General features: G+C 66.4%; 14 protein-coding genes. 5 read left to right on the top strand and 9 right to left on the bottom strand.

The window, feature by feature from the left end:
• Positions 1-77: 77 nt before the first annotated feature.
• Together F813_RS0100185 and proC are read left to right on the top strand one after the other, a co-directional pair.
• Positions 78-791: a YggS family pyridoxal phosphate-dependent enzyme gene (locus F813_RS0100185; protein WP_017925112.1), complete on the top strand. Its 714-nt coding sequence runs from the start codon at positions 78-80 to the stop codon at positions 789-791.
• A gap of 14 nt (positions 792-805) precedes the next feature.
• Complete coding sequence (proC, locus tag F813_RS0100180; protein WP_017925111.1) at positions 806-1,624, top strand: pyrroline-5-carboxylate reductase; 819 nt, start codon at positions 806-808, stop codon at positions 1,622-1,624.
• Positions 1,625-2,500: 876 nt separating this feature from the next.
• Here the strand turns inward: proC and cysQ are convergent.
• Genes cysQ through F813_RS0100165 form a run of 3 tightly spaced genes read right to left on the bottom strand, consistent with a single transcriptional unit; the run spans position 2,501 to position 4,658 of the window.
• Positions 2,501-3,334, bottom strand: coding sequence for a 3'(2'),5'-bisphosphate nucleotidase CysQ (gene cysQ, locus F813_RS0100175; RefSeq protein ID WP_017925110.1), 834 nt, complete (start codon positions 3,332-3,334; stop codon positions 2,501-2,503).
• A 57-nt stretch (positions 3,335-3,391) separates the two neighbouring features.
• The gene (nudE, locus tag F813_RS0100170; protein WP_017925109.1) at positions 3,392-3,937 is read right to left on the bottom strand and encodes an ADP compounds hydrolase NudE; all 546 of its coding nucleotides are present in this window, start codon (positions 3,935-3,937) and stop codon (positions 3,392-3,394) included.
• Positions 3,938-3,944: 7 nt separating this feature from the next.
• Positions 3,945-4,658 (bottom strand): hypothetical protein, encoded by a 714-nt coding sequence (locus F813_RS0100165; RefSeq protein WP_017925108.1) that lies wholly within the window; start codon positions 4,656-4,658, stop codon positions 3,945-3,947.
• On the opposite strand from F813_RS0100165, the gene F813_RS0100160 reads away from it, so the two are divergent.
• On the top strand, positions 4,657-5,430 hold the full coding sequence (locus tag F813_RS0100160) for an HAD family hydrolase (protein ID WP_026148078.1): 774 nt from the start codon (positions 4,657-4,659) through the stop codon (positions 5,428-5,430). The two genes, F813_RS0100165 and F813_RS0100160, sit on opposite strands and share 2 nt — an antisense overlap.
• Here F813_RS0100160 and F813_RS0100155 read toward each other — a convergent pair.
• Both F813_RS0100155 and F813_RS0100150 read right to left on the bottom strand, forming a co-directional pair.
• Complete coding sequence (locus F813_RS0100155) at positions 5,423-5,662, bottom strand: hypothetical protein (protein ID WP_017925106.1); 240 nt, start codon at positions 5,660-5,662, stop codon at positions 5,423-5,425. The genes F813_RS0100160 and F813_RS0100155 overlap by 8 nt on opposite strands.
• On the bottom strand, positions 5,659-6,312 hold the full coding sequence (locus F813_RS0100150; RefSeq protein WP_017925105.1) for a 7-cyano-7-deazaguanine synthase: 654 nt from the start codon (positions 6,310-6,312) through the stop codon (positions 5,659-5,661). Before F813_RS0100150 ends, F813_RS0100155 begins: the two co-directional genes overlap by 4 nt.
• 44 nt (positions 6,313-6,356) lie before the next feature.
• On the opposite strand from F813_RS0100150, the gene F813_RS0100145 reads away from it, so the two are divergent.
• Both F813_RS0100145 and F813_RS0100140 read left to right on the top strand, forming a co-directional pair.
• Entirely contained in the window at positions 6,357-6,830 is a 474-nt protein-coding gene (locus F813_RS0100145; RefSeq protein WP_017925104.1) for a TerB family tellurite resistance protein, read from the top strand.
• Positions 6,831-6,845: 15 nt separating this feature from the next.
• Positions 6,846-7,508 carry a sulfite exporter TauE/SafE family protein gene (locus F813_RS0100140; RefSeq protein ID WP_017925103.1) on the top strand — a complete coding sequence of 221 codons (663 nt, stop codon included), beginning with the start codon at positions 6,846-6,848 and terminating at the stop codon, positions 7,506-7,508.
• A gap of 30 nt (positions 7,509-7,538) precedes the next feature.
• Here the strand turns inward: F813_RS0100140 and F813_RS0100135 are convergent, their stop codons facing one another.
• The 4 genes from F813_RS0100135 to ppsA all read right to left on the bottom strand — a co-directional run bounded on the left by F813_RS0100135 (position 7,539) and on the right by ppsA (position 11,993).
• Positions 7,539-7,991 carry a DUF4426 domain-containing protein gene (locus F813_RS0100135; RefSeq protein ID WP_017925102.1) on the bottom strand — a complete coding sequence of 151 codons (453 nt, stop codon included), beginning with the start codon at positions 7,989-7,991 and terminating at the stop codon, positions 7,539-7,541.
• A 141-nt stretch (positions 7,992-8,132) separates the two neighbouring features.
• Positions 8,133-8,696: a YggT family protein gene (locus F813_RS0100130; RefSeq protein WP_012983788.1), complete on the bottom strand. Its 564-nt coding sequence runs from the start codon at positions 8,694-8,696 to the stop codon at positions 8,133-8,135.
• A 108-nt stretch (positions 8,697-8,804) separates the two neighbouring features.
• Complete coding sequence (locus tag F813_RS0100125) at positions 8,805-9,629, bottom strand: pyruvate, water dikinase regulatory protein (RefSeq protein ID WP_017925101.1); 825 nt, start codon at positions 9,627-9,629, stop codon at positions 8,805-8,807.
• Between the two features lie 3 nt (positions 9,630-9,632).
• Positions 9,633-11,993: a phosphoenolpyruvate synthase gene (ppsA, locus tag F813_RS0100120; RefSeq protein ID WP_017925100.1), complete on the bottom strand. Its 2,361-nt coding sequence runs from the start codon at positions 11,991-11,993 to the stop codon at positions 9,633-9,635.
• Positions 11,994-11,996 lie beyond the last annotated feature (3 nt).

Genomic DNA, 11,996 nt, shown 5'->3' with positions numbered 1-11,996 from the left:
GGGCCCCGCAGCGTGTGACGGACACCGCCCGTCTGGCGGCGGTGCCCTTACGTTTCACCGGACTATATCATAGGGCCATGAACGCACCAGACCACGCATTCAGGGCCGTTCGCGAACGCATCGTTCGCGCCTGCGAGCAGGCCGGACGCGACCCCGGAAGCGTGCGCCTTCTGGCCGTATCCAAGACGCGTACGGCCGACGACATCCGCGCGCTACACGCCCTCGGGCAGACGGCGTTCGGCGAAAATTATGTACAGGAGCTTGTCGACAAGTTCGACACACTCGAGGCCGGTGCGGATCCCCTCGGTCTCGAGTGGCACTACATCGGCGCGCTGCAGAGCAACAAGACCCGCCCCGTGGCGGAGCGCGCTCACTGGGTACACACCATCGACCGCGAGCGCATTGCCCGCCGCCTGTCGCAACAACGCCCGGAACACCTGCCGCCCTTGCAGGTCTGCCTGCAGATCAATGTCTCGGGCGAGAGCCAGAAGGCGGGTGCCCCACCGGAGGCCGCCGCCGCGCTGGCCGACACCGTCGCGAATCTGCCCGGGCTGACACTGCGCGGCCTGATGACCCTGCCGGCCGCCGAGAGCGATCACGATCGCCAGCGCCAGCCGTTTGCCCGCCTGCGGGAGCTGAAGGACGATCTCAATGCACGCGGACATAAGCTGGATACGCTCTCCATGGGCATGTCCGCCGATCTCGAGGCCGCGATCCTCGAGGGCGCCACCCTGGTCCGCATCGGCACCGCCCTGTTCGGGCCCCGCAACACACCCGCAAGAAACGATTAAAAACAGGAGTCCGCATGACGGAACACCGCTTCGAAGTCGGCTTTATCGGCGCCGGCAACATGGGCGAAGCCCTGCTGCAGGGCCTGGTCCAGTCCGGCCACAATGCCGAGCACATCGCCATCGCCGACAAGAGCGCCGAACGTGTGCGCGATCTCCAGGCCCGCTACCCCGGGCTGCAGACCGCGAGTGCCGAGACACTCGCCGAAGGCAGCGCCACGCTGGTGCTCGCGGTCAAGCCGCAGACCCTGCCAGACCTGGCGCCCACGCTGCGCGAGGCCGTTACCCGCGGGCAGCCCCTGGTGATCTCGGTCGCCGCCGGCATCACCACGGCCCAACTGGCCCGCTGGCTGGGTGACGACACCCGTCTCGTCCGCGCGATGCCCAACACCCCGGCCCTGGTCGGCGCCGGCGTAACCGGCCTGTTCGCCGCCCCCACGGCCACCGCCGAGGACCGCGACACCGCCACCCGTCTGCTGGAATCGGTGGGGCGGGCGATCCCGGTGGCGGACGAGGAGCTGATGCACGCGGTCACCGCGACCTCGGGCAGCGGACCGGCCTATGTCTTTCTGATGATCGAGGCGATGCAGGAGGCCGCGCAATCGCTCGGGCTACCGCCCGACACTGCCCTGGAGCTGACCCTTGGCACCCTGGCGGGTGCGACCCGGCTGGCTGCCGAGAGCGACGAACCGCCCGCCGAGCTGCGCCATCGCGTGACGTCGCCGGGCGGCACGACCGAGCGGGCCCTGCAGGTGCTGGAGGACGGCGACCTGCGCGGGCTCATGCGCCGCGCGATGGCGGCCGCCGCCGAGCGCTCGCGCGAACTCGGGCAGTAGGGAATCGCCCCGTCACTTTTCAGGCGAGCCTAGTTCATCGTCCAGCGTTTACGCGCCTTCGGTCGCCCGCCTACCGTGTTGTGGCTAGGCCCGGTTCGTCGTCGGTGAGTACGTGCCTCCGGTCCGCATGCTGCCATGCGCTGTCTCGGCAGCGCGCCCCGAGGTACTTCTTTGCTCGTGCAAAGAAGTACCCAAGAAACACGCCCGACTGCCGCGACCCCGGCCCGCTGTGCGGGCCGGGGTTTCCCTCGCTCCGAGGCTTTTCGCGGGCGGCGCTGAAACTCGCTGCGCCTTCGGCTTCGCTCAGACGGTCAGCGCCTCTTTTCCCGCGAAAACCCTCTCCACTCGGCGCGACGACAACGGGGAGGAAGGTCAAAACAACGGCCATTCCAACGACGTAGCTAATGGATGATGGCTAGGTCTTCGGACATCTTGGGCACGCTCTGCCTTCGGCCATGGCGTGCCGCGCCCGCATGCGGGCGCCGGGGGACTTCCGGCGGCATGGCCTGTGGGGGGGAGGCGATAGTGCGGGGATACCGTTGGTTTTGACCTTCATCCCCCGTATGAAGCCCCTTGCGGAAGGGTGCTCGGGTCGGGAGAAGGCGCTGACTGTCTGAGCGGAGCGACAGCGCAGCGAGTTTCAGCGCCGCCGGCCCGAGGGCCCTGGAGCAAGGTCCCCGGGCGGAATCCGGGTGCGCCTCGACGGGTACTTTCTTGGGCAAGCAAGAAAGTACCTCGGGGTGCGCTGCCGAGACAGCGCAGGCAGGCGGCCCGCCGAAGCCACCGTAAACTCCAGCGGCCGAACCCGGCCCAGCCTAAACGACGCTGAGGACCAACCAGGGCACATCAAGGCCCGCTAGCTGGCGCGGGAGAAGGCTAGTCGTCGGGGAGGCCGAGGCGGCGCAGCCAGCGCGCCGGATCACCGGCGCAGACCAGAAACTCGGGGTTGAGCATGCTTTCCTTGGTGTTGTAGCGAAGCTCCTGCCCGTGGAGATCCGTCACATGCCCGCCCGCGGCCCGCACGACCGCATGCGCCGCCGCAGTATCCCACTCGCTGGTCGGCCCCAGCCGCGGATAAATATCTGCGGCCCCCTCGGCCACCATGCAGAGCTTCATCGAGCTGCCAAGACTCACCAGGTCGTGCGGCCCAAGGCGTTCCAGCACCGCTTTGAGGCGCTCGGCCCCGTGTGAACGGCTGCCCGCCACCAGCGGGTGCTCGGTATCGAGGCGGTCGCGCGCCACCTCGATGGCGCGCGGGGCCTCCGAGCCATCACGGCGGATGGCGCCGCCCCCAACGTGGCCCGCATACAGACGCTGCAGGACCGGGCTCCAGACCACGCCCATCAGCGGCTCGTGGTCATGGATCAGGGCAATGTTGACCGTGAATTCACCCGTACGCTTGACGAACTCGCGGGTCCCGTCGAGGGGATCGATCAGCCAGTAGGTCCGCCACTGCTTGCGGCGTTCGAACGGTACGTCCTGCCCCTCCTCGGACAACACGGGCCACTCCGGCGCGATCTCGCGCAGGCCCTGGGCAATCACGCGATGCGCGGCCAGATCGGCCTCGGTCAGTGGGGAGCGATCGTCCTTTTCGGTGACCGCGAAGCGGGTCTCGTAGATCTCGAGAATGGCTCGGCCGGCATCCTCGGCCAGACCACCCACTTCCTGCATCAGGGCGGTCAGAGCCGCGTCCCTGGGCGGTTCGTTCATCGGGGCATCCTTGTGGTTCTACTGGTACGGGATGCGCGTACCTTGGCAGAACCCGGGTCAGGCGTCGAGAAAATCGCGCACCATGTAGAGCGCCGCGATGGAGCGGGCCTCGGTGCAATCCTCGCGGGTGACCAGCTCCCCCAGCCGGTCAAGCGACCAGGGGACCACCTCGATGTCCTCCGGCTCGTCACCCTCCTCGCGCTGTGGGTAGAGATCCTCCGCCACGATCAGGTGGGTCTCGTGCGACATGTAGCCGGGCGCGACGGTCAGCGCGCCGAGATGGGTCAGGCGATGACCGCCATACCCGACCTCCTCCATGATCTCGCGGTTTGCCGCCACCAGGATGTCCTCGCGCGCCTCGATGCGGCCCTTGGGCAGTCCGAGCTCGTAGCGGTGGGTACCGGCCGCGTATTCGCGAATCAGCAACACGGTGCGATCCGGCTGGACCGGAGCGACAATGACCGCGCCGTTACCCCGGCTGATCAGGCGCTCGTAACAGGTGCGCGCCCCGTTGCTGAACTCGAGGTCCAGTTCCTCGACCTCGAACAGCCGACTTCGGGCCACCGTGCGGCGGCCCTGGACATCCGGTTTGTCTCGACTCATAGACGTTTTATTCGGCGTTGCGCAGCCGTACCTGGGTTCTCAGCTCGCCCTCGAACAGAGTGTCGAGGATGATGCCATGGTCGGACTCGACGACGTCGAAGCCTTCCTGTGCCTCGGGATGGGTCTCCTCCAGACGCAGGTCCAGATCACCCCAGTTTACGGCCATGGTCACGCGCATGGGGAAATAGCCATCCAGGAAACGCCGCACGAACGGACCGTTCTCCATCTTGTACACACCCTCCCCCTCGTGTTCGATCACGCGCATGCGCGCGGTGATGCAGACTTCGGAGTCCTCTCCCACACCGCGCAGGTCGACGCGATCGCCCAGCGCCTCGGCCTGAAGAATGTTGGTCGTGGATTCGACCTGAAGCTCGTCGATCCGCTCTTCATTGTAAACAAGCACCATGCGCCGGATCGGCGCGATATCGCTGTGACACTGGCGCAGATCCACCCAACCGTCCTCCAGCGAAGACGAGCTCAGCGTGATCTGATTCTGGTGGTGATGAGGAACCTGCTCCGGCTCCTCGGTCAGAAACTTGATCTCCGGGCTGGTGGTCTGGGTCTGGTCCGGCGATACCGTCTCGCCCCACAGGCTGTCGTCCTCGAACGGGTCGTAATCGGGGTCGTCCGGGTCCATCGCCTGCACGGAAAACGGCAGCAACGCCAGGGAGACCAGCGCCAGAAACAACTGGCCAGAGGCCAAACGGGATTCAGGTACCATGGGAGCCATCGCAATCACCCTCTTTGAGGTTCCGTTCGCTGTGGACCCCAAAAACCCCGAAAAAAATCCGAATCCTCAGGAATCATCGGTGCATGTCGACTGGTCGCGCATCGACACCGTGCTGTTCGATATGGACGGTACACTGCTGGACCTGCACTTTGACAACCGCTTCTGGCGCGAGCTGATTCCCGCCGAGTACATCCGTTGCCAGCCGGATGACCCGGAATGCGCCCGCCGGCGCCTGGAAGACGAGATGCAGCGCGTGCGCGGCAAACTCGAATGGTACTGCGTGGATCACTGGACCCGCTTCACCGGTCTCGACGTGCTCGGGCTGAAGCGCGAACTGGCCCACCACGTCACGATCAAGCCGCATGCCGAGGCCCTGCTGGACGCACTGCATCGCTCCGGCCGCCAACGCGTACTGGTGACCAACGCCCATCCGAAGGTCTACCACTTCAAGCATCAGCTCACGCGGATCGGGGATCACCTGGACACGATCGTCTCCGCTCACGATCTGGAGTGCGCCAAGGAGGACACCGACTTCTGGGAGCGGCTGCAGCGCATCACCCCCTACGATCCAGCACGCACGCTGCTGGTCGACGACAACCTGCTGGCCCTGGCCAGCGCGGCCCGGCAGGGGCTGACGGAGCTGCGCGGCATGCGCTACCCGGACGAGCGCGGGGAGCCAATGGACTCGCGGGAGTTTCTGTTGCTGGAATCGCTGGCCGACCTGCTGCCCGGACTGCCGGGCCGGGAACCGCCCGTTACTTGACCGGAGTCGGCAGGTTGCGGATCAGGTCCAGCCGGATCTGAACGTCACGCCCCTCGCACTCGCCATCCAGCCAGTGATATCCGTCCGCCTCGCGCACCTCGCGCGGGGTCACCTTGCCCCACCAGGCCTGGCTGGAGTCGGGCTCGACCCAGTTCAGCTGCAGGGTCTCGCCTGTGAAAATGGCGATCTCCAGGCGCTCGATCACATGCTTGGGGAGGACGGATTCGGTCATCGGGGTGGTTCGCGGTAGTCGGTGGGATCCGGCACGCTCGCCGAGGCAAAGGCCGCGCGGCGCGCCTGGCACTGCGGGCAGCGCCCACAGTGACGTGATTGTGCCAGAAGGCAGCTCCAGGTGCGGGCCCAGTCGACCCCCAGCGGATCGGTGGTGCGAATGATCTCGGCCTTGGACTGCGCGATCAGCGGGGCCTCAATCACCAGTCCCGGCACCAGCTCGTCCGCCAGCGCCGCGAGACGCCCGATAAAGGACGGGCGCGAGCCCGGGCCATGCCCCTGGTCCTCGCGATTGAGCGCCAGCAGGATACGCCCCGCCCCCTGGTGCTCGGCGAGGTTGATCGCCAGCGCCAGCACCAGCAGGTTGCGCTGAGGGAGCGGCACATGCGCGACCCACTCCGAACGTTTGGCAAACGCCTGTCGCAGCGCGCGCAGGTCCATCTCCACGGGCTCGACCCCATAATCGACGCCCAGCGACCGGATCGCGGTCCGCTCGCGTTCGGCATTGCGCTGGCCATAATCCACCCACAGGGCCCGCAGCGGGCGGGACTGCGCATGCCGCTGCACCAGCAGGGCGCTGCTCTCGATACCCCCGGACAGCAGGAGCAGATCGGGGGGCGATTCACCCGTGTACTTGTCCGTGGCGTGCATTCGGGCACCATACGCAAAGCACACGCCCGCAGAAAGGAACCCTGATGATCGACGAGCTGCGCCGCCGCTGGCAGCACCTGATGCGCACGGATCTGAGCGACACCGAATCCGGCGACAATGAACACCGCCTGCAGCGTGCGGCGGCCGCGCTGATCATGGAGGTCTGCCGCGCCGACTTCGAACTGCACGAGGTCGAGTTGGACTCCGTACGCGCCAGCCTGGTCGAGCTGTTCGAACTGGATACGGACACCGCTGACGGCCTGCTCGAAATCGCGCGGGAGAAGAGCAACGAACTCGTATCCATCCATCCGATGGTGCGCGAGGTCAACGCGGCCTTCGACGCCGACCAGAAGGCCGACATCATGCGCGCACTGTGGCGCGCCGCCTGGGCCAACCAGGACCTGCACAAGCGCCAGGAGGCCGTGATCCGGCATCTGGCCGATCTGCTGTATGTCCCGCACTCGACATTCATCCGCACCAAGCACGAGGTCCTGGGCGATGCCGCCGATCCGGACTGACAGGGAGCGGCGCTGATGGGCGACCCGGGCACGCTGCTCGCGGCCCTTGCAGTGGGCATCCTGGGAGGCGTTCACTGCCTCGGGATGTGCGGCGGGATCGTGGGCGCGATCTCGCTCGGACACGGCCGACGGGGTCCGGGGTTCGACCTGCTCCTGGCCTACAACCTCGGACGCATGGGCAGCTATGTGATCGCCGGGGCCCTCGCCGGCTGGCTGGGCGCCACCCTGCTGGGTGGCCTGCCGGCCGGCCAGGCGATCCTGCAGGGGTTTGCCGCCATCTTCCTGATCCTTTTGGGGCTGTACATCGGCGGCTGGTGGCCGATACTGGCGCGCCTGGAACAGGCCGGCGGTGTGGTGTGGCGCCGCATCGAGCCCTTGGGTCGACGGTTTTTGCCCGTGCGCAATGCCGGCCAGGCCCTGCTGGTGGGCGGGCTTTGGGGCTGGCTGCCCTGCGGCCTGGTCTACAGCGTGCTGGCCTGGTCGCTCGGCGCCGGCGGGGCCACCGAGGGCGCACTGCTGATGGCAGCCTTTGCCCTGGGCACGTTGCCGAACCTGCTACTGATGGGGGTCTTCGCGGCGCGTATGGCTGCGTTTGTGCAAAAACGCTGGGTTCGCGCCCTGGCGGGAGCCGCGATCCTGCTCTACGGCGGCTGGATGCTGCTGCGGCTGGCAATGTAACCCCCGCCTCCCGGCGGGGGTATCAATGGCTCAGTCGGCGAAGAACTCGCGGCTGAAGCTGATGGGCAGGGTCCGCTCGCTGCCTTCCGGCGTTACCTCGAGTGCGAACTCGAGGGTCTCGCCGCGGCGAACGGTCACCTCGGAAAGCTGATAGATGGCATCGCCATCCTGGATCTCCCGAAAGCGCAGGTTGCGCATCTGGTCGTTCATATTGGTCGCGGTACCGCTGAGATTCGCGGAGACGGCCTTGAGCCCGTCGTCGGTGCGTTCCATCACGGTGACGTTGAGCATTGCGCGGTTGGAACTGCGGCGCACGTCGTAGGCCTGGGCGACCTCGGGGGAGAGGAAGGTGGTGTTGATGACGTTGTAGTACACCACGTAGTTATCGAATTCCGCCTCGTTGGCGGACGCGATCGAGCTGCCGAGGACAACCGCCGCCAGGGCGACGATGAAGCCGGTGATGACCCGATGCACTCTTACCATGGCTGACTCCTCTGCCGTTGCGGGAATGCAGAGGCGGCGCCGCCGGCATGGCTGACACCACCCCCTGTCTTCGAGTCTAGCGCCTTTTCGTCTGGATGAAACCGCCAAAAAAGGAGGGTTTCAGGGTCCGGATGATCTCGATCAAAAAGAGCGCACCAGAATCAGCAAGATGTACAAGCCGACCAGTGCAACCATCGGGGAAAAATCTATCGCGCCGGCCTGCGGCAGGGTCCGGCGAAGGGGACCGAGGATCGGTCGGTTGACGTCACCGACCAGTCGCAGGATGGGGTTGTGGCCCCCACCGCCGCCGCCAGCCTGTATCCAGCTCATCACGACCTCGACGATCAGGGCGATGATGAAGACCCAGATCACGGTGGTCAGGACCTCTCGGATGGCGACGTAGAAGATCACACCAAGACCCACATCCGCCCCGAGGATCGCCGCACGCAACCACAATTCGACGCACTTGAGCGCAACAATCAGCACGATCGCAGCCAGATCGACCCGGCCAACCGAGGGGATCACCCGCCGCAGGATGCGCAACGGCGGGTCGGTCAGCATCACGATCGTCTGCGAGATCGGGTTGTGGTAGTCCGCCCGCACCAGCCCGAAGATCGTGCGCAGGATCAACAGGATGATGTAGATCCCGAAGACGACACTGATCAGGAAGATGGCGATCTCTTGTCCGGGTCCGGCGGCGCTCATGCGGGCTCCTTGCTGCAGTTCGGCGAAAAGTCCGCGACATTCTCCGGCATGCCCGGCGGGATGCCAAGGGAGACGCTGGCTGAATCCAGCGTTCTTCCGGGGATTCGCTCAGTTACCCTGAATCCGGTCCAGGGTATCGCGCACCTGGGTCGCGATCTCCTCGATGGACAGCTCGGTGACATCCAGGTGGGGGATGTTCCAGGTCTCGAGAAACTCCTGGATCGCGGCGCATTCCGCCCGACACTGGTTAAGGCTGGCGTACTGACTCCCTGGCCGGCGGCCCTCGCGGATCTGGGACAGGCGTTGAGGGGTAATGGTCAGCCCGACCATGCGCTGGCCAAGGCCGCGCAGGCTACGCGGCATGTGCGGCGTGTCGTGCTGACCCAGATCTTCGGGCACCAGCGGATAGTTCGCCGCGAACAGACCGTAGTTCATCGCAAGATAAAGACTGGTGGGCGTCTTGCCCGAACGCGAAGCACCCAGCAGCACCACATCGGCCACGGACAAATCCTGAGTAGACAGGCCATCGTCGTGCGACAATGTGTAGTTCAGGGCCTCGATCCGTCGATCATAGCGCGTCACATCCCCCATGCCGTGCGCGCGCCCGGACACCGACTGGGCCGAAACACCGAGCACCTCCTCCAGCCGCCCAACCTGCTCCCCGAACACATCGATGACCGGGACGGGGCTGTGGCGCAGCTCCTGGCGCAGGTCCACATTGGCCAGGGTGGCCACGGCCACCGCGGGCTGCGGCCCGGCCTCGATCCGCGCGAACACGCTGGACAGCCGGCCCGGGGTCTGCACGAAAGGCAGCCGGTGCCAGGCCGGGTCCAGATCCGGGAACTGGGTGAACAGCGAACGCGCCAGCGTCTCCGCGGTGATCCCGGTCCCGTCGGAGATCAGATATACCTGCGGGCACCGCGGATCCGCCATGAATTACCCCTTCACCTTTGCCAGCTGTTCCCAAGTGGAGAGTAGTGCATCCGGGTTCAACGACAAGGAATCGATGCCCTCGTCCATCAGCCAGGCGGCCATCTCGGGGTAGTCGGAGGGCGCCTGACCGCAGATGCCCACATACTTGCCGGCCTCCTTCGAGGCGCGGATCGCCATGGTCAGCAACGCCTTGACCGCGTCGTCCCGCTCGTCGAAGGAATCCGCCACCAGACCGGAATCGCGGTCCACCCCGAGCGTGAGCTGGGTCAGGTCGTTGGAGCCGATGGAAAAGCCGTCGAAGTGCTCCAGAAAACGTGCGGCCAGCAGGGCGTTCGACGGGATCTCGCACATCATCACGACCTTCAGGCCGTTCTCGCCCCGGCGCAGGCCCTCCTCGCCGAGCACGCGGATCACGTCCTCGGCCTCGGTCAGCGTGCGCACGAACGGGACCATGATCTGCACGTTGTCCAGCCCCATCTCCTCGCGTACGCGGCGAAGGGCCTCGCACTCCATCGCAAAGGCGGGACGGAAGGTATCGGAGCGATAGCGCGAGGCGCCGCGGAACCCGAGCATCGGATTCTCCTCCTCCGGCTCGTAACCCTTACCCCCGATGAGATGGGCGTATTCGTTGGACTTGAAGTCCGACAGGCGCACGATCACCGGCTCCGGGGCGAAGGCTGCCGCCAGTGTGGCAATGCCCTCGGACAGCTTGCGCACGAAGAACTCGCGCGGGCCGTCGTCAAACCCGCGCAGGCGCTCGGCGATGCGTTCCTGCACATCGGCATCCAGCCGCTCCGGGTCCTCGGCGTAGTCCAGCAACGCCAGCGGGTGCACGCCGATGGTGCCGTTGATGATGAACTCGAGCCGCGCGAGCCCGATCCCGGCGTGGGGCAGCTGCGCGAAGGCATAGGCGCGCCCCGGATTGGCCACGTTCAGCATCAGCTTGACGGGCAACTCCGGCAGCTCGCCGACATCGGTCTTCTTGACCGTATAGTCGAGCCGGCCGGCGTAGACATGGCCGTCGTCGCCCTCGGCACAGGAGACGGTGGCCTCCATGCCATCGGACAGGGCCTCGGTCGCGTTCGCACAGCCCACCACCGCCGGGATGCCCATCTCGCGGGCGATGATCGCCGCATGGCAGGTGCGTCCGCCGCGATTGGTCACGATCGCGGCGGCACGCTTCATCACCGGCTCCCAGTCCGGGTCGGTCATATCCGCCACCAGGATGTCGCCCTCCTCCATGGTGTGCATGGAATCCGGGGAATCCAGCACGCGCACGACCCCGGCACCGATCTTCGAGCCGATTGCCCTTCCGGTGACCAGCGGTTTTTCGTTGTGCGCGGCCAGCTCGTAGCGCTCGCCTGCACCGAGCTCGACACGGCTCTCCACCGTCTCCGGGCGCGCCTGCACGATAAACAGCTCGCCGGTCTCGCCGTCCTGGGCCCATTCGATGTCCATCGGTCGACCGTAGTGCTGCTCGATCGCGACCGCGTAGCGGCCAAGCTGCTCGGCATCGGCATCGCTCAGACAGAAACGTTGGCGCAGATCTCGCGGCGTGTCTTCGGTGCGCGTGCCGCCCTCGTCCAGGACCATACGGATGGCCTTGGTGCCCAGGGTGCGGCCGATGATCGCGCGTTTGCCGGCCGCCAGGGCCGGCTTGTAGACCTGATATTCGTCCGGGTTCACCGCGCCCTGCACGACGGTCTCGCCAAGCCCCCAGGCGCCCGTAATGAAGACCGCGTCACGGAAGCCGCTTTCGGTATCCAGGGTAAAGATCACACCGCTCGCACCGACATCCGAGCGCACCATGCGCTGCACCCCGGCGCTGAGGGCGACCTCGTCGTGGGCGAAGTTGTTGTGCACGCGGTAGGCTATCGCCCGGTCGTTGTAGAGGCTGGCGAAGCACTCGCGCAACCGCGCGAGCAGCGCATCGATCCCGCGCACGTTCAGAAACGTCTCCTGCTGCCCGGCGAACGAGGCCTCGGGCAGATCCTCGGCGGTGGCCGACGAGCGCACGGCGACGGGCACGTCTTCGCCCAGCTTTTCGTAGTGCTCGCGCACCGCCTGTTCCAGTTCGTCCGGCAATGGCGCCGCCTCGATCCAGCCGCGCACCTCGCGCCCCGCTTCACGCAGGGCCTCGATGTCGTTGATGTCGAGATCGGCCAGGCGTTCCTTGATGCGGGCGGCCAGGTTCTCGTGCTCCAGATGCGCGCGGAAGGCATCGGCCGTGGTCGCGAACCCGCCGGGCACGCGCACACCCGCGCGGCCCAGCTCACGCAGGAGCTCGCCCAGGGAGGCATTCTTGCCACCCACCCTGGCCACATCGTCCATACTCAGATCGTCGAGATCGACTACCCAGTGCATTGC

Source organism: Thioalkalivibrio sp. HL-Eb18 (assembly GCF_000364985.1).
Taxonomy (GTDB): domain Bacteria; phylum Pseudomonadota; class Gammaproteobacteria; order Ectothiorhodospirales; family Ectothiorhodospiraceae; genus Thioalkalivibrio.
The sequence above is the reverse complement of the archived record's forward strand: the minus strand, read 5'-3'. Positions and strand labels throughout refer to the sequence as shown.

Coding starts and splice junctions, on each gene's coding strand:
- F813_RS0100185 (WP_017925112.1), top strand. CDS start 78: ATGAACGCACCAGACCACGCATTCAGGGCCGTTCGCGAACGCATCGTT.
- proC (WP_017925111.1), top strand. CDS start 806: ATGACGGAACACCGCTTCGAAGTCGGCTTTATCGGCGCCGGCAACATG.
- cysQ (WP_017925110.1), bottom strand. CDS start 3,334: ATGAACGAACCGCCCAGGGACGCGGCTCTGACCGCCCTGATGCAGGAA.
- nudE (WP_017925109.1), bottom strand. CDS start 3,937: ATGAGTCGAGACAAACCGGATGTCCAGGGCCGCCGCACGGTGGCCCGA.
- F813_RS0100160 (WP_026148078.1), top strand. CDS start 4,657: ATGGGAGCCATCGCAATCACCCTCTTTGAGGTTCCGTTCGCTGTGGAC.
- F813_RS0100165 (WP_017925108.1), bottom strand. CDS start 4,658: ATGGTACCTGAATCCCGTTTGGCCTCTGGCCAGTTGTTTCTGGCGCTG.
- F813_RS0100155 (WP_017925106.1), bottom strand. CDS start 5,662: ATGACCGAATCCGTCCTCCCCAAGCATGTGATCGAGCGCCTGGAGATC.
- F813_RS0100150 (WP_017925105.1), bottom strand. CDS start 6,312: ATGCACGCCACGGACAAGTACACGGGTGAATCGCCCCCCGATCTGCTC.
- F813_RS0100145 (WP_017925104.1), top strand. CDS start 6,357: ATGATCGACGAGCTGCGCCGCCGCTGGCAGCACCTGATGCGCACGGAT.
- F813_RS0100140 (WP_017925103.1), top strand. CDS start 6,846: ATGGGCGACCCGGGCACGCTGCTCGCGGCCCTTGCAGTGGGCATCCTG.
- F813_RS0100135 (WP_017925102.1), bottom strand. CDS start 7,991: ATGGTAAGAGTGCATCGGGTCATCACCGGCTTCATCGTCGCCCTGGCG.
- F813_RS0100130 (WP_012983788.1), bottom strand. CDS start 8,696: ATGAGCGCCGCCGGACCCGGACAAGAGATCGCCATCTTCCTGATCAGT.
- F813_RS0100125 (WP_017925101.1), bottom strand. CDS start 9,629: ATGGCGGATCCGCGGTGCCCGCAGGTATATCTGATCTCCGACGGGACC.
- ppsA (WP_017925100.1), bottom strand. CDS start 11,993: ATGCACTGGGTAGTCGATCTCGACGATCTGAGTATGGACGATGTGGCC.